The organism is Streptomyces sp. XD-27 (assembly GCF_030553055.1).
In the GTDB taxonomy this organism is placed as follows: Bacteria; Actinomycetota; Actinomycetes; order Streptomycetales; family Streptomycetaceae; genus Streptomyces.
Window position 1 is genome coordinate 1370765 of sequence record NZ_CP130713.1, and the last position, 16775, is coordinate 1387539.

At 74.0% G+C, this 16775-nt stretch carries 6 protein-coding genes and 3 pseudogenes; all 9 read right to left on the reverse strand.

Annotated features, from left to right (window positions below; genetic code table 11):
• Window positions 1–37: 37 nt before the first annotated feature.
• The gene (locus tag Q3Y56_RS05865; protein ID WP_304465484.1) at window positions 38–757 is read right to left on the reverse strand and encodes a thioesterase domain-containing protein; all 720 of its coding nucleotides are present in this window, start codon (window positions 755–757) and stop codon (window positions 38–40) included.
• Between the two features lie 156 nt (window positions 758–913).
• Window positions 914–994 (reverse strand): annotated as a pseudogene (locus Q3Y56_RS05870) (hypothetical protein); the annotation flags it as partial.
• A gap of 182 nt (window positions 995–1176) precedes the next feature.
• A pseudogene (locus tag Q3Y56_RS05875) lies at window positions 1177–3468 on the reverse strand (amino acid adenylation domain-containing protein); the annotation flags it as partial.
• A 77-nt stretch (window positions 3469–3545) separates the two neighbouring features.
• Window positions 3546–4202, reverse strand: a pseudogene (locus Q3Y56_RS05880) (condensation domain-containing protein); the annotation flags it as partial.
• Window positions 4106–5644, reverse strand: a complete 1539-nt coding sequence (locus tag Q3Y56_RS05885) for a condensation domain-containing protein (protein WP_304460897.1) — start codon at window positions 5642–5644, stop codon at window positions 4106–4108. The gene Q3Y56_RS05885 and the pseudogene Q3Y56_RS05880, both read right to left, overlap by 97 nt.
• Window positions 5641–8883, reverse strand: a complete 3243-nt coding sequence (locus Q3Y56_RS05890) for an amino acid adenylation domain-containing protein (protein ID WP_369696847.1) — start codon at window positions 8881–8883, stop codon at window positions 5641–5643. The genes Q3Y56_RS05885 and Q3Y56_RS05890 overlap by 4 nt, the downstream gene beginning before the upstream one ends.
• A complete protein-coding gene (locus Q3Y56_RS05895) occupies window positions 8796–11024 on the reverse strand; it encodes a condensation domain-containing protein (protein ID WP_304460898.1) in 2229 nt (742 codons plus the stop codon). Before Q3Y56_RS05895 ends, Q3Y56_RS05890 begins: the two co-directional genes overlap by 88 nt.
• Window positions 10976–13429 carry a condensation domain-containing protein gene (locus Q3Y56_RS05900; protein WP_304460899.1) on the reverse strand — a complete coding sequence of 818 codons (2454 nt, stop codon included), beginning with the start codon at window positions 13427–13429 and terminating at the stop codon, window positions 10976–10978. Before Q3Y56_RS05900 ends, Q3Y56_RS05895 begins: the two co-directional genes overlap by 49 nt.
• The gene (locus Q3Y56_RS05905) at window positions 13426–16767 is read right to left on the reverse strand and encodes an amino acid adenylation domain-containing protein (RefSeq protein ID WP_304465486.1); all 3342 of its coding nucleotides are present in this window, start codon (window positions 16765–16767) and stop codon (window positions 13426–13428) included. The genes Q3Y56_RS05900 and Q3Y56_RS05905 overlap by 4 nt, the downstream gene beginning before the upstream one ends.
• Window positions 16768–16775: the final 8 nt, after the last annotated feature.

A 16775-nucleotide genomic window follows, 5' to 3' on the forward strand; every position in this document is an offset into this window, starting at 1 on the left:
GAACCGACCGCCACCACCGGGCTGAGGCGTACGGAATCTACAGACGCGTGGAGAGGATGCGGCCTGTTTCGGCGGCGGGGGCCGGGGCGGCGAGGCCTTCGTGGGTCGCGGCGACCTCGACACGGTCGATGACACCGGTCAGATACGGCTCCCAGGCGCTCTGGTCCGCCCATGCGCGGACGTTCTCCGTGGCCGCCACCAGGAGCAGGTCGCCCTTGAAGAGCGGCGGTTCGGCGGGCGAGATCAGGCACACGTTGTTCACCAGGACGTCCAGGACCGCGGCCCGCTGCCCGTCGTCGAGGTGCCGCAGCTCGCTTTCGCTGCGCCCCATGTAGCCCACGATGCGGGCGCGCACCGCGGCGGGCTCGTCCGGCACGTCGTCCGGGTCGTCGCCGTGCAGCTTGGCGTACGCCTGGCACAGGTCGTGCAGCACCTGCGCCACGTCCATCTCGTGCCGCCGGTGCTCCTCGACCGGGAAGGCGTCCAGGAGCACCACCCGGTCGACCTCCTCGCCGCGCTGCTGGAGCTCGGCGGCGACCAGGTGCGCGAGCGTGCCGCCGAGGGACCAGCCGAGCAGCCGGTAGGGGCCGTGGGGCTGGACGGTGCGCATCTGCTCGATGATGCCGTCGATCATCTCCGGCAGCGAGCGGGCGGCGGGCCGGGTGCCGTCGAGGCCCGCGGACTGGATTCCGTACACGGGCTGTTCGGGGTCGAGGGTGCGCAGCAGCCCCGAGTAGCACCAGCTGAGCCCGCCCACCGGGTGCACGCAGAACAGCGGGGTGCGCGTGCCGGTGGTGCGCAGCGGCAGCAGAGGGGCGAAGCCGTTGCCCGCGCCGCCGCCCTCGCCGTCGACCCGCCGCAGCAGCAGGGCCGGCGTGGGCGCCTCGAAGATCTCCCGGACGGACGGTTCGGCGCCGAGCACCTGGCCCATGAGCCCGGCCAGCCGGGCGGCGAGCAGGGAGTGGCCGCCGCGCTCGAAGAAGCTGTCGTCCATGCCGACCCGCTCCACGCCGAGCACCTCGGCGAAGAGCCGGCACAGCAGGTCCTCGCGGGCGGTGCGCGGGGGCGGCCGGTGCCGGTCTCCGCCACCGGGGCGGGCAGGGCGCGTTCGTCCAGCTTTCCGTTGGGCGTCAGCGGCAGCGTGTCCAGGGTGACGACGGTGGACGGCACCATGTGGTCGGGGAGTCGGCCGCGGAGCGCGCCGAGTACGTCGGCGGTGTCGGCCCTGGGGGCACCCCCGGCGGTCGCGCTGGGGGAGGGCCCGGGCACCACGTAGGCGACCAGGCGCGGGTCGCCGGGCCGGTCCTCCCGGATCACGACGGCGGCGCGGGTGACGCCTGGGGCCTCGAGCAGCGCGGCCTCGATCTCGCCGCGCTCGATGCGGAAGCCGCGCAGCTTGAGCTGGCCGTCGGTGCGGCCGATGAAGTCGAGCCGGCCGTCCCGGGTGCGCCGCACCAGGTCTCCGGTGCGGTACATGCGACCGCCGGGCGGGCCGCAGGGGTCGGCGACGAAGCGGCCGGCGGTGAGCACGGAGCGGTTCAGGTAGCCGCGGGCGACGCCGGGCCCGGCGATGTACAGCTCGCCGGGGGCGCCGGGCGGCACCGGCTGCAGCGCCCGGTCGAGGACGTAGGTCCGCATGCCCGGGACGGGGCGGCCGATGGAGCGGGCCGACGCGGGGTCGTCGGGGTCCTGGAGGGCGTACGTCACCTCCACGGTGGCCTCGGTGGGGCCATAGGCGTTGACCATACGGCGGCCGGGCGCCCAGCGGGCCACCAGTTGCGGGGTGCAGGCCTCCCCGCCGGACATCAGGGTGGCGAGGTCGGGCAGCTCGGTCTCCGGCAGCCCGGCGAGCACGGCGGGCGGCAGGTGGGCGTGGGTGATGCGCTGCTCGGCGAGGAAGGCGGCCAGTTCGGCGCCCACCGGCCGCTGTTCGGGGATGACCAGGCAGGCCCCGGTGAGCAGCGCCATGCACAGCTCGGCCACCGACACGTCGAAGCTGGGCGACACGAACTGCAGGATCCGGCTGCCCTCCCCCGCCCCGTGGTCGCTGCGGCTGCTCGCGCCGAGCCCGGCGAGCCCGGCGTGGGTGACCACGACCCCCTTGGGGGTGCCGGTGGAGCCCGAGGTGTAGATGACGTACGCCGGGTGTTCGGGCCGCAGGGCGGGCCGCGGCGCGGTCGCGGGGTGGGCGGCGTCGTCGCCCATGAGCACCACCGGGGCCTCGGTCGTGGGCAGCCGCTCCGCGAGTTCCGCCGTGGTGAGCACGGCCCGGGGGGCGGTGTCGGCGAGCATCAGGGTGAGCCGCTGCGCCGGGTAGTCGGGGTCGAGCGGCACGTAGGCGGCGCCGGACTTGGCGACCGCGAGGATCGCGACGGCCAGGTCGACCGAGGCGGGCAGGGCGAGCGCGACGAACCGCTCGGGGCCGGCCCCGAGGTCGACGAGGCGGTGGGCCAGCCGGTTGGCGCGGGCGTCGAGTTCGGCGTAGCTGAGGGTGGCGGCGCCGCACTGGACCGCGGGCGCGTCGGGGGACTTCGCCGTCTGCCGCTCGAACAGCGCGGGCAGGGTGTCGGGGTCCACGACGGCCGCGGACTCCTCCCATCCGATGCGCAGTTGCCGCTCCTCCTCGGCGGAGAGCAGGGCGAGCCGGCTGAGCGGACGGCCGGGGTCCTCGGCGGCGGAGGCGAGCAGCCTGGCGAGCCGGTCGCCGAGGGACTGGGCGGTCTCCGCGTCGAACAGCGCCGAGGCGTACTCGACGATGCCGCGCATCCCGCCCGGGGCGCCGTCGGCCGACTGGGTCTCGGCGACGCTGAACGACAGGTCGCAGCGGGCGGTGCCGGTGCCGACGCCCTCGAATCCGACGGTGAGACCGGGCAGCTCCATGCTCGGCCCGGCGTTGTTCTGGAAGGCCAGCATCACCTGGAAGAGGGGGTGGACGGCGGCGGACCGCACCGGGTTCACCGCTTCCACGAGCCGCTCGAAGGGCAGGTCCTGATGCGCGTAGGCGGCGAGGTCGGCCTCGCGGACCCGGCGCACCAGTTCCCGGAAGGCGGGGTCGCCGGAGGTGTCGGTGCGCAGGACGAGGGTGTTGACGAAGAAGCCGGCGAGTCCGTCGAGGGCCGGGGCACCGCGCCCCGCCACGGCGGTGCCGAGCGGGATGTCGTCACCGGCGCCCATCCGGCTGAGCAGGGCGGCGAGTCCGGCCTGCACCACCATGAACACGGTGCAGCCGCAGGACCGCGCCAGCTCCACAAGACCCTGGTGGGCGTCGGCGCCGAGGGCGAACTCGACCATGCCGCCCCGGTGGTCGGCGGTGGCGGGCCGGGGCCGGTCGGCGGGCAGGTCGAGCTGGAGGGGCGCCCCCTGCAACGCGGCGCGCCAGAAGTCCAGTTGGCGGGCGAGCAGGCTGTCCGGGTCGTCCTCGCCGCCGAGCAGGTCGCGCTGCCAGAGCGTGTAGTCCGCGTACTGCACGGGCAGCGGCCGCCATGCGGGCGCCGTCCCGCGTGCCGGGCGGTGTAGGCCGCGGCGAGGTCCCCGAGGAGCGGGGCGACCGAGCCGCCGTCCGCCGCGATGTGGTGGACGAGCAGCAGCAGGATGTGCTCGCGCTCCGACAGGCGCAGCACGGTGGCGCGCAGCGGGATCTCCGTGGTGAGGTCGAAGGCGTACCGGGCGGCCTCGGTGAGCACGTCGGCGGCGTCCTCGGCGGTGGTCTCGACGACCTCGACCGGCGGCTTCGCCCCGTCGAGGACGAGCTGGTGGGGGACGCCCGCGTCGTCGGGGAAGACGGTCCGCAGGCTCTCGTGGCGCTCGGCCAGGTCGCCGAGGGCGGCGGTGAGCGCGGGCAGGTCGAGGTCGCCGGTGAGCCGCAGCGGCATCGGCACGTTGTAGGCGGCGCCGGGGCCTTCCACGCGGTGCAGGAACCACAGCCGCTGCTGGGCGAAGGAGAGCGGGATCCGCTCGGGCCGCGGGCCCGCGACCGGTTCGGAGCGGGCCGGTTCGCCGGCGGCCTGCCGGATGCGGTCGGCGAGCAGGGCCGGGGTGGGTGCCTCGAACAGGACGCGTACGGGGAGCGAGGCGCTGAAGACGGCGCGGACCCGGCCGAGCAGTTTCAGCGCGGAGAGCGAATGCCCGCCCCGGTCGAAGAAGTTGTCGTCGGCGGCGAAGTCCCGGTGCCCGAGGACCTCGGCGAACAGGCCGCACAGGATCTCCTGCTGCGGGGTGGGGCCCGCTGCCCCGCCGGCCCGCCGCGGCGCGGCCGGGGCGTCGGCGGGTGTGTCCTCGGGGCGGGCGCGGCGCGGCCGGGCAGCAGTGCCCGTGCGTCGTCGGAGAGCCGGGGCAGTTGGGAGACGGTGAGCCCGGACCGGTCGGCGACGGCCTCGACGAGCCGCACCACGTGGTCGAGCACGGCCTCGGCCGCGGCCGGCTCGTAGAGGTCGGGCCGGTACTCCAGTCGCACCAGGAGCCGTCCGCCCACCAGGCCGGCGATCAGCCGCAGCGGGTAGTGCGCGGCGTCCTGGCCGGACACCTGCGCGACCCGTATTCCGTCGTAGGACGGCGGGGCGGCCTCGCCACCCGGGTAGTTCTCGACGGTCAGCACGGTGTCGAACAGGTCCCCGGCGCCGGCGATGCGCTGCACGTCGCCGAGGCGCAGCTGCTGGTGGTCCAGGAGCAGCGCCTGCTCGTCCTGGAGCCGGCCGAGTGCCTCGGTGAGCGGGAGGTCGGGGTCGAGCCGGACGCGGACCGGGACGGTGTTGATGAACAGTCCCACCATGGTCTCGATGCCGGAGATCTCCGGCGGCCGCCCGGACACCACCGACCCGAACACCACGTCCGTACGTCCCGTCAGCTCGCGGAGCACCATGGCCCATACGCCCTGCAGGAGGGTGTTCAGGGTCAGCCCGTCGGCCCGCGCGCCGGCGACGAGCCGGGCGGTGAGCTCCTCGGGCAGCTCGACGGTGCGGTACTCCGGCTGGACCGGCTTCCGCTCCGGGCCGGGGGCGACGAGGGTCGGCTCGGCGAGTCCGTCGAGCGCCCGCCGCCATGCCTCCTCGGAGGCGGCGCGGTCCTGGCGGGCGAGCCAGGCGAGGTAGGTGCGGTAGGGGCTGACGGGCGGCAGCGCGGCCGGGTCGCCGTGGCCGGCGTACAGGGTGAGCAGCTCGCGCTGGAGTACCGGCGCCGACCAGCCGTCCCACAGGATGTGGTGGTTGGTCAGGACGAGGGAGTGGAGCCGCTCCTCGCGGCGGACGAGCCGGAAGCGCAGCGCCGGCGGGGCCGCCAGGTCGAAGCGGTGCGCCCGCTCGTCGGCGAGGATCGCCCGCAGGACGTCGTCGCGCTCGCCGGCCGGGAGGCGGGTGAGGTCGGTCTCCTGCCAGGGCAGCGGGACCTCCCGGTGCACCACCTGGATCGGCTGGCCGTTGGCCCGCTGGCGGAAGCCGGCCCGCAGGTTGGCGTGGCGGCGCAGCAGGGCCGCGGCGGCGGCGCGCAGGCGTGGCGCGTCCAGCGGTCCCGTCAGGTCGAGGACCAGCTGGGTGGTGTAGATGTCGGCGCCGGCGGAGTCGGTCTCCGGCTCCTCGGCCAGGGCGTGGAAGAGGAGGCCCTCCTGCAGCGGCGAGAGCGGCAGGACGTCCTCGAGGCCCGATGTCTTCATGCGATGTCCCTCAATTCTGCTTCCAGGTCGTCGATTTCGTCCTGGCTCAGGCTCACCAGGGCCAGGTCGGACGGGGTGAATCCACCCGCGTCGGGGTCCCGCGCGCTGTCGGCGAGAGCGCGCAGGGCGTCGAACCAGCCAGTGGCCAGGGCGCGCACCTCGGCCTCGTCGAACAGCTCGTGCGGCCAGGTCCAGGTGGCCGTCAGTTCGGGCCCGCCGGGCAGGTCCCGGGTGACGGCGTTGATCTCCAGTGCGTGGGCGACCGGCATGTCCGGGTCGCGGGGGGACGGCGAGGGCAGCCCGGACACGGGTGCCCAGTCCCCGGCCCCGGCGGTGTCCCCGGCCCCGCCGGCGGGCGCGGCCGCGGGGAACCGGCCCAGGTAGTTGAAGCCGATCTGCGGTGCGGGCCGTCCGGACAGGGCGGCCGCCGCGTCCGCGTCGAGGTGGCGGAGCATGCCGTGGCCGATGCCGTGGTCGGGCAGGGCGTGCAGTTGCTCCTTGACCCGCTTCAGCGCGCCGGCGGGGGGTGCGTCGCCCGGTTCGACCCGCACCGGGTAGAGCGACGTGAACCAGCCGACGGTGCGGGAGAGGTCGACGCCTTCCGCGATCTCCTCGCGGCCGTGCCCCTCCAGGTCCACCAGGAGCGCCGGCGCGTCCACGCCCCGCGCCCGGCGGTGGTCGCGTACGGCGATACCGAGGCCGGTGAGCAGGACGTCGTTCACCCCGCCGTGCACGGCCGCCGGGACGGTGGTGAGCAGCGGGCCGGTGACCTCGGCGGGCAGGGTCAGGGAGACCGAGCGGGCGGTGACCGCGGTGTCCCGTGCCGGGTCGAGGGGCCGGGTGCCGAGCAGCGGGTCCGGGGTGGCCATGACGTCCTGCCAGAGTGGGAGTTCACCGCGCCGCCCGGCGGCCGTGCCAGCCAGCGTCCGGGCCCAGCGCCGGAAGGAGACCGGCACCGGGGCGAGTTCCTCGCCGCGCCAGGCCGCCGCCAGGTCGGCCAGCAGGATCCGCCAGGACACTCCGTCCACCACCAGGTGGTGGGCGAGGATCAGCAGCAGGCCGGGGCGGTCCGCGCCCCGGTCGAACCAGACGAAGCGGATCACCGCGCCCCGCTCGGGGTCGAGCAGCAGCCGGGCGGCCTCTCCTTCGGCCGCCATCAGGTCGGCCAGGTCCGGGCCGTCGGGCCCGTGCGCGTCGACCTGGCGGTCGTGTTCGGTGGCGCCGGACCGGCCGTCGAACGCGCCGGCGTCGACGCGGCGCAGCAGGTCCGCCGCGCTTACCTCGCCGGCCTCCCGCACGTCGAGGCGCCAGCCGCCGCCGTCCCGCCCGGCCCGCAGACGCAGGGCGTCGTGCCGGTCGAGCAGGGCCTGGAGGACCTCGGCGAGCCGCTGCCCGTCGGCGCCCGCGGGCACCTGGACGGTCATCGACTGGTTGAACCCGGTCCAGGCGCCGCCGAGCTCATGCAGCCAGTGCATGATCGGCGTGGCGACGACCTCGCCGACGCCGTCGTCCGCGGCGGTGTCGGCACCGGCCTGGGGCGCGGCCTGGGCGACCGTGGCCAGCTTGGCGGCCGACTGGTGCCCGAACACGTCGCGGGCGGAGAACACCAGGCCCGCGCGGCGGGCGCGGCTGACCAGCTGGATGGCGAGGATGCTGTCCCCGCCGAGCTGGAAGAAGTCGACGTCGGGGTCGACGTGTTCGAGGCCGAGGACCTCGGCGAAGAGACCGCACAGGATCTCCTCCTGCGCGGTGCGCGGGGCCCGGCCGGGGCCCGCAGGCCCGTACTCCGGGGCGGGCAGCGCCTTGTGGTCCAACTTCCCGTTGGGCGTCAACGGCAGCGTGTCGAGCCGTACGAAGGCGGACGGCACCATGTACTCCGGCAGCCGCTCCACCGCCGCCGCCCGCAACGCATCCACCGCCGCCTCGCCGACCACGTAGGCCACGATCCGCTTGTCGCCGGGCCGGTCCTCGCGCACCACGGCCACCGCCTGCGCCACTCCTGGCAGCGCCGCGAGCACCGACTCGATCTCCCCCAGCTCGATACGGAAACCCCGCACCTTCACCTGGTGGTCGGCCCGGCCGACGAACTCCAACTGACCGTCGGCGCGCCACCGCACCACGTCGCCCGTGCGATACATCCGCGCCCCCGGCGGCCCGTACGGACTGGCCACGAACCGGCCCGCCGTCAGCGCCGCACGCCCCAGATACCCGCGCGCCAGCCCGGGGCCCGTCACGTACAGCTCACCCGGCACCCCGACCGGCACCGGCCGCAGCCGATCGTCGAGGACCCAGACACGGGCGTTGACGATCGGGGTGCCGATGGGCGGGGTGACGGCGCCGGACAGCGGGGCGCTCATGGTGGCGCAGACGGTGGTCTCGGTCGGGCCGTACGCGTTGATCATGCGACGGCCCCGGGACCACTTGCCCACCATCGCCGGCGGGCACGCCTCGCCCGCCACGACCAGCGTCATGCCGTCGGGCAGCGCACCGTCCGGGAGCACCGCGAGGGCCGCCGGGGGCAGCGTCGCGTGCGTGACCCCGTGCCGGGCGAGCACCCCGGCCAGCGGCTCGCCCGGCAGCAGCTCCTCCGCCGGCGCCAGCACCAGCCGCGCCCCCGAGAGCAGGGCCATGCAGGCCTCGGAGACCGCCGCGTCGAAGCTGGGCGAGGCGAACTGGAGCACCCGGCTGTCGGCCGCGACCCCGAAACGTTCGATCTGACCGGTGGCCAGGCCGGCGATGCCGGCGTGGGTGACGACGACGCCCTTGGGGCGCCCGGTCGATCCGGAGGTGTAGATCACGTACGCCGGAGAGCCCACCAGCAGCGGCGCGACACGCTCGGCATCCGCCAGATCCGCCGCGTCGAACCCGCCAAGCTCCAGGCCCTCCACCAGGATCGGGGTCACGCCCTCCGGCAGCACCCCGGCGGTCTCCGCCGTCGCCAGCGTGCAGACGGGTTCCGCGTCCGCCAGCATGTACCCGATCCGGTCCCGCGGATAGTCCGGATCCACCGGCACATACGCACCACCCGCCTTCATCACCGCCAGCACCGCCACCAGCCAATCCACCGACCGCGGCAACGCCACCGCCACCCGCCGCTCGGGACCGACCCCGACGCCCACCAGATACCGGGCGAGCCGGTTCGCCCGCGCGTTCACCTCCCCATACGACAGCGCCAGCTCACCGAACTCCACCGCCACCGCGTCCGGCACACACCGCACCCGCTCCTCGAACAACTCCACCAGCGACCCGGCCGGAACCTCACAGCCGGTGTCGTTCCACTCCTCCAGCAGCCGCGCCCGCTCCCCGGAGCCAGCACATCCCACTCACCCACCGGACGCCCGGGATCACCCGCCACCGACTCCAGCAACCGCACCAAACGCCCCACCAACACCTCGACCGAACCCCGGTCGAACACATCCGTGGCGTACACGACGCTGCCGCTGATGCCGGCGAGGTCACCCGACTCGCCCCGCTGTTCGCTGAGGCTGAACGCGAGGTCGAACTTGGCGGCCCCGACGTCGAGCCCGGACACCTCGGTGCGCAACCCGGGCAGCCGAAGGGTGGCGGGTTCCTGCGACTGGAGGGTGAGCATGACCTGGAACAGCGGGTGGTGGGCGAGGGACCGGACCGGGTTGACGACCTCCACCAGACGCTCGAACGGCACATCCTGATGCGCGAACGCCGCCAGGTCCACCTCCCGGACACGTTCAAGGAGTTCACGGAAGGTCGGATCGCCCGAGGTGTCCGTACGCAGCACCAGCGTGTTCACGAAGAACCCGACCAGATCCTCCAAAGCCTCATCCGAACGCCCGGCGACCACCGTCCCCACCGGCACATCCGTCCCCGCACCATGCCGCGTCAACAACGCCGCCAACGCCGCGTGCAACACCATGAACATCGTCGACCCCGCCTCCGCCGCAAGCGCCGAAAGCGACGAATGCACACCGGCAGGGATCAAGAAATCGATGTCCTCACCGGTGTGGGTGGCGACAGCCGGACGCGGCCGGTCCAGCGGCAACTCGACCAGCTCCGGCACACCCGCCAGCTGGTCCTTCCAGTAGGCCAGCTGTTGCGAGATCACGCTGTCGCGGCTGTCTTCCGAGCCGAGGCTCTCCCGCTGCCACAGCGCGTAGTCCGCGTACTGGACGCGCAGCTCGTCCCACTGCGGGGCCCGGCCCTCGGCACGGGCCGCATAGGCCTGCGACAGGTCCCGCAGCAGCGGACCCGCCGACCAGCCGTCCGCCACGATGTGGTGCAGGACCAGCAGCAGTACGTGCCGTTCGGCGCCCGCCCGGAACAGGGTCGCCCGGAAGGGCAGCTCGGAGCCCAGCGCGAAAGCGTGGCGGGCTGCCTCGTCCAGGGTCGCGTCCAGGCCGTCCGGTGCGGTCTCGACGACGTCGAGCGCGGGAACCGCCTGGTCCGCGGGCCGGATGTCCTGCCGGGGCACCCCGTCGACGGCCGGGAAGACCGTCCGCAGGCTCTCGTGCCGCGCCACCACGTCGACGACTGCCGCGCTCATCGCCTCGGCGTCCAGAGGCCCGTCGAGACGCAGCGCCAGCGGCACGTTGTACGTCACTCCGCCGCCCTCGACCTGGTCGAGCACCCACAGCCGCCGCTGCGCGAAGGACAGTGGTACCTCCTCCGGCCGCGGCCGCGCCGTGGGTGCCGAGCGGGCGCGGTCGGCGCCGTCCAGGCGCCGGGCCAGCGACGCCGCCGAGGGCGCCTCGAAGAGGGCGCGGACCATCAGTTCCACACCGAAGGTCGAGCGGATGCGGCTGATCAGGCGGGTGGCGAGCAGCGAATGGCCGCCGAGCTGGAAGAAGTCGGCCTCCGGGTCGACGTGTTCGAGGCCGAGGACCTCGGCGAAGAGACCGCACAGGATCTCCTCCTGCGCGGTGCGCGGGGCCCGGCCGGGGCCCGCAGTCCCGTACTCCGGGGCAGGCAGCGCCTTGTGGTCCAACTTCCCGTTGGGCGTCAACGGCAGCGCCTCGAGCCGTACGAAGGCGGACGGCACCATGTACTCCGGCAGCCGCTCCACCGACCCGGCACGCAACGCGTCCGACTCGGCGTCGCCGACCACGTAGGCCACGATCCGCTTGTCACCAGGCCGGTCCTCCCGCACCACGGCCACCGCCTGCGCCACTCCTGGCAGCGCCGCGAGCACCGACTCGATCTCACCCAGCTCGATGCGGAATCCGCGTACCTTCACCTGGTGATCGGCCCGGCCGACGAACTCCAACTGGCCGTCGGCTCGCCACCGCACGACGTCGCCCGTGCGGTACATCCGCGTCCCCGGCGGCCCGTACGGACTGGCCACGAACCGGCCCGCCGTCAGCGCCGCACGCCCCAGATACCCGCGCGCCAACCCGGGACCCGCCACGTACAACTCACCCGGCACCCCACCGGCACCGGCCGCAGCCCCGAATCCAGCACGTACGCACTGGAGTTGGGGAGCGGGGTGCCGATGGGTGGCGTGACGGCCCCGGACAGCGGGCCGCTCATGGTGGCGACCACGGTGGCCTCGGTCGGGCCGTACGCGTTGATCATGCGGCGGCCTCGCGACCACTTGCCCACCATCGCCGGCGGGCACGCCTCGCCGCCCACGACCAGCGTCATCCCGTCCGGGAGCCCGTCGTCCGGCAGCACCGCGAGGGCCGCCGGGGGCAGCAGCGCGTGCGTCACCCCGTGCCGGGCGAGCACCCCGGCCAGCGGCTCGCCCGGCAGCAGCTCCTCCGCCGGCGCCAGCACCAGCCGCGCCCCCGAAAGCAGCGCCAGGACCAGTTCCCACACGGTGGCGTCGAAGCTCGGCGAGGCGAACTTCAGCACCCGGCTGTCCTCGGTGACGTCACAGGAGCGGATCTGTGAGTACGCGAAGTCGGCGATGCCGGCGTGGGTGACGACGACGCCCTTGGGGCGCCCGGTCGATCCGGAGGTGTAGATCACGTACGCCGGAGAGCCCACCAGCAGCGGCGCGAGGCGCTCGGCATCCGACAGATCCGCCGCATCGAACCCACCCAGCTCCAGGCCCTCCACCAGGATCGGGCTCACGCCCTCCGGCAGCACCCCGGCAGTCGCCGCCGTCGCCAGCGTGCAGACGGGTTCCGCGTCCGCCAGCATGTACCCGATCCGGTCCCGCGGATAGTCCGGATCCACCGGCACATACGCACCACCCGCCTTCATCACCGCCAGCACCGCCACCAGCCAATCCACCGACCGCGGCAACGCCACCGCCACCCGCCGCTCGGGACCGACCCCGACACCCACCAGACAGCGGGCGAGCCGGTTCGCCCGCGCGTTCACCTCCCCATACGACAGCGCCAGCTCACCGAACTCCACCGCCACCGCACCCGGAGCACACCGCACCCGCTCCTCGAACAACTCCACCAGCGACCCGGCCGGAACCTCACAGCCGGTGTCGTTCCACTCCTCCAGCAGCCGCGCCCGCTCCCCCGGAGCCAGCACATCCCACTCACCCACCGGACGCCCGGGATCACCCGCCACCGACTCCAGCAACCGCACCAGACGCCCCACCAACACCTCGACCGAACCCCGGTCGAACACATCCGTGGCGTAGGTGAGCGATCCGGCCAGTCCGTCGGGGGTGCCGTCGGCGGTGTGCCGCTCGTGGAGGGTGAAGGTGAGGTCGAACTTGGCCGTGCCGACGGCGAGGTCCTCGACCCGGCCGGTGACGCCCGGCAGCGCCAGCTGCCCTTCGGCGTTGTTCTGCAGGACAAGCATGACCTGGAACAGCGGGTGGTGGGCGAGGGACCGGACCGGGTTGACGACCTCGACGAGACGCTCGAACGGCACGTCCTGGTGCGCGAAGGCCGCGAGGTCGACCTCCCGGACACGTTCGAGGAGTTCACGGAACGACGGATCACCCGAGGTGTCCGTACGCAGCACCAGCGTGTTCACGAAGAACCCGACCAGATCCTCCAGAGCCTCATCCGAACGCCCGGCGACCACCGTCCCCACCGGCACATCCGTCCCCGCACCATGCCGCGTCAACAACGCCGCCAACGCCGCGTGCAACACCATGAACATCGTCGACCCGGACTCCGCAGCAAGCCCCGACAGCGACCGATGCACACCGGCAGGGATCAAGAAGTCGATCTCGTCACCGGCGTGGGACGCCACCGCCGGACGCGGCCGATCCAGCGGCAACTCGACCAGCTCCGGCACACCCGCCAGCTGCTCCCGCCAGTAGGCGACCTGCCGGGAGAGCAGGCTGTCCGGGTCGTCCTCCGAACCCAGCACCTCCCGCTCCCACAGCGCGTAGTCCGCGTACTGCACATCGAGTGCGTCCCACCCTGGGGCGCACCCGCCGAGACGGGCCGCATAGGCCTGCGACAGGTCCCGCAGCATCGGACCCGCCGACCAGCCGTCCGCCACGATGTGGTGCAGAACGAGCAGCAGCACGTCCCGCTCCCCGTCGACCCGGAACAGGGTCGCCCGGAAGGGGAGTTCGGTCTCCAGCGCGAAGGCGTACCGGGCGGCTTCCTCCAGAGCGGCCTCCAGGTCGGCGGCCGCGACCGCCACGGTGTTCAGCAGCCCGGTGACCCGCTCGGCGGGCCGGATGTCCTGTCGGGGCACCCCGTCGACGGCCGGGAAGACCGTCCGCAGGCTCTCGTGCCGCGCCACCACGTCGACGACTGCCGCGCTCATCGCCTCGGCGTCCAGAGGCCCGTCGAGACGCAGCGCCAGCGGCACGTTGTACGTCGCACTCGGGCCCTCCAGGCGGTACAGGAACCACAGCCGCCGCTGTGCGTAAGAGAGCGGAATCATGACGTCTCCTTAGACCTCTTCATCGGCCGCAGCTTGGGCCGGGCTTTCTCGGCACCCGCGAGGCGGCCCACGAGGGTCTCCACCGTCGGGTTCTCGAACAGGGTGCGAATGGTGACCTCGGCGTCGAAGACCGAGCGGATGCGGCTGATCAGGCGGGTGGCGAGCAGCGAATGGCCGCCGACCTGGAAGAAGTTGGCCTCCGGGTCGACCTGCTCAAGCCCCAGGACCTCGGCGAACAGGCCGCACAGGATCTCCTCCTGCGCGGTGCGCGGGGCCCGGCCGGGGCCCGCAGTCCCGTACTCCGGGGCGGGCAGCGCCTTGTGGTCGAGCTTGCCGTTGGGCGTCAGCGGCAGCGCGTCGAGCCGTACGAAGGCGGACGGCACCATGTACTCCGGCAGCCGCTCCACCGACCCGGCACGCAACGCGTCCGACTCCGCGTCGCCGACCACATAGGCCACGATCCGCTTGTCACCAGGCCGGTCCTCCCGCACCACGACCGTCACCTGCACCACGCCCGGCAGCGCCGCGAGCACCGACTCGATCTCCCCCAGCTCGATACGGAAACCCCGCACCTTCACCTGGTGGTCGGCCCGGCCGACGAACTCCAACTGGCCGTCGGCTCGCCACCGCACGACGTCGCCCGTGCGGTACATCCGCGCCCCCGGCGGCCCGTACGGACTGGCCACGAACCGGCCCGCCGTCAGCGCCGCACGCCCCAGATAACCGCGCGCCAACCCAGCGCCACCGATGTACAGCTCGCCCGGCACCCCCACCGGCACCGGCCGCAGCCGATCGTCGAGGACGTGGGCGGTGGTGTTGTCCATGGGGCCGCCGATGGGCGGGGTGGCCCGGTAGTCGTAGGGCCGGCGGACCAGGTGCCGGGTGGCGAACGTGGTGGACTCGGTGGGCCCGTACACGTGCACGACCTGGGTGCCGGAGCACCGGTCGACGGCGCGGCGCATGGCCGTGACCGAGCCGGCCTCGCCTCCGGTCCACACCTCGCGCAGCCCGGCGAGCGGGTCGCCCTCCTCCTCGGCGAGCAGGTTGAACAGCGCGGTGGTGAAGAAGGCCGCCGTCAGCGGCTCTCCGGTCTCGCCGGTCAGCAGCCTCTTCAGGGCGTCGACGTCCACCTCGCCCGGCGGCGCGATGACGACCTCCCCGCCCGCGAGCAGCGGCGCCCACAGCTCGTACGTCGACGCGTCGAAGGCGAGCGGCGAGTGCAGCAGGACGCGCTGGTGGGCGCCGCCGTGGAAGGAGCCCTCGGCGGCGAGCGCCACGATGTTCGCGTGGGCGACCGCGACTCCCTTGGGGGTGCCGGTGGATCCGGAGGTGAACATCGCGTAGGCGAGCTGCCCGGGGTGGACCGGCACGGCCGGGTCGTGGTCGGGCTGCCCGTCGGCCGACGGGGCCAATACGCGTACGTCTGCGGGCAGTTCGAGGTCGGTGCGGTCGGTGACGACCAGCGTGCTGGCGGCCTGGTCGAGGATGACGCGGAGCCTGGAGGCCGGGTAGCGCACGTCGAGGGGCACGTACATGCCGCCGGCCTTGAGGATCCCGATCATCGCGACGACCGCGTCGAAGGAGCGCTCCAGGAAGAGCGCCACCCGGGATTCGGGGCCCACGCCCTCGGCGATGAGCCGATGGGCGAACCGGTTGGCGCGGCGGTCGAGTTCGGCGTACGTGAGGGTGTCCGGGCCGAGCCGCAGGGCGGTCGCGTGGGGGGTCCGGGCGGCCTGCGCGGCGAAGAGCCGGGGCAGGGAGCCCGCCGGGATGTCCCGCGCGGTGTCGTTCCAGGCGTGCAGCAGGGTGCGGCGCTCCTCCTCGGTGACGACGCGGAGGTCGCTCACGCGCTGGTCCGGGTCGGCCGCGGCCGTCTCCAGGATCCGTACCAGGCGGTCGCCGAGGGCGGCGGCGGTGGGGCGGTCGAAGAGGTCGGTGGCGAAGCCGAGGTTCCCGCCGATGCCGCCGGTGCCGCTGTCCTCCTGGATGCTGAGGATCAGGTCGAACTTGGCGACGCCCGCGTTCAGGTCCTCGACCCGGCCGGTGGCGCCCGGCAGCGCCAGCTGCCCTTCCGCGTCCTCCTGCTGGACGAGCATCACCTGGAACAGGGGGTGGTGGGCGAGGGAGCGGACCGGGTTGACGACCTCGACGAGACGCTCGAACGGCACGTCCTGGTGCGCGAAGGCCGCGAGGTCGACCTCCCGGACGCGTTCGAGGAGTTCGCGGAAGGACGGGTCGCCGGAGGTGTCCGTACGCAGCACCAGCGTGTTCACGAAGAACCCGACGAGCTCGTCGAGAGCCTGGTCCGAGCGCCCGGCGACCGCCGTGCCCACCGGCACGTCGGTGCCCGCGCCGAGGCGGGTGAGCAGCGCCGCGAGGGCCGCGTGGAACACCATGAACACGGTGGTGCCGGTGGTACGGGCCAGGGACGTGAGCGCGCGGTGCGTGTCGGCTCCGACGTGGAAGGGCACCAGTTCGCCGCGATGGGAGGCGGCGGCCGGGCGGGGCCGGTCCAGCGGCAGCTCGATCAGCTCCGGCATGCCCGCCAACTGGTGGGTCCAGTAGGCGATCTGGCGGGAGAGCGGGCTGTCCGGGTCGTCCTCGGACCCCAGCGCCTCCTGCTGCCACAGCGCGTAGTCGGCGTACTGCACGTCGAGTGCGTCCCACCGCGGGGGGTGCCCGTCGAGGCGGGCCGCGTACGCCTGCGACAGGTCCCGCAGCAGCGGTCCCGTCGACCAGCCGTCCGCGGCGGTGTGGTGGATCAGGAGCAGCAGGGCGTGCCGCCGCGTCCCGTACCGGAAGAGGGTCGCGCGGAGGGGGAGTTCGGCGTCCAGCGCGAAGGCGTGCCGGGCCGCCCGGGCGAGCGCCGCGTCCAGCTCCTCGGGGGTGCCCTCCTCGACGGGGAGCGCCACGCCCGCGCGGCCGGCGGGCAGGATCTCCTGCCGGGGCACTCCCCCGTCCTCGGGGAGCAGCGTGCGCAGGCTCTCGTGGCGGGCCACGACGTCGCCGAGGGCAGCGCGCAGCGCCGCCGCGTCCAGTGAGCCGTCGAGGCGCAGCACCAGCGGCACGTTGTAGGTCGCGCTCGGGCCCTCCAGCCGGCCCAGGAACCACAGGCGGCGCTGTGCGGGGGAGAGCGGGAGGCGCTCGGGGCGCGGCTGCGGCAGCAGCGGGGTACGGGCGCGTTCGGCGGTGTCGATGCGGGCCGCCATCTCGCGCACCGTGGGCGCCTCGAAGAGCGTACGGAGGGAGACCTCGGCTCCGAAGACCACCCGGATGCGGCCGATCAGCCGGGTCGCGAGCAGCGAATGGCCGCCCAGGTCGAAGAAGTTGGCGTCCACGCCGACCT

Coding starts and splice junctions, on each gene's coding strand:
- Q3Y56_RS05885 (WP_304460897.1), bottom strand. CDS start 5,644: ATGAAGACATCGGGCCTCGAGGACGTCCTGCCGCTCTCGCCGCTGCAG.
- Q3Y56_RS05900 (WP_304460899.1), bottom strand. CDS start 13,429: ATGATTCCGCTCTCTTACGCACAGCGGCGGCTGTGGTTCCTGTACCGC.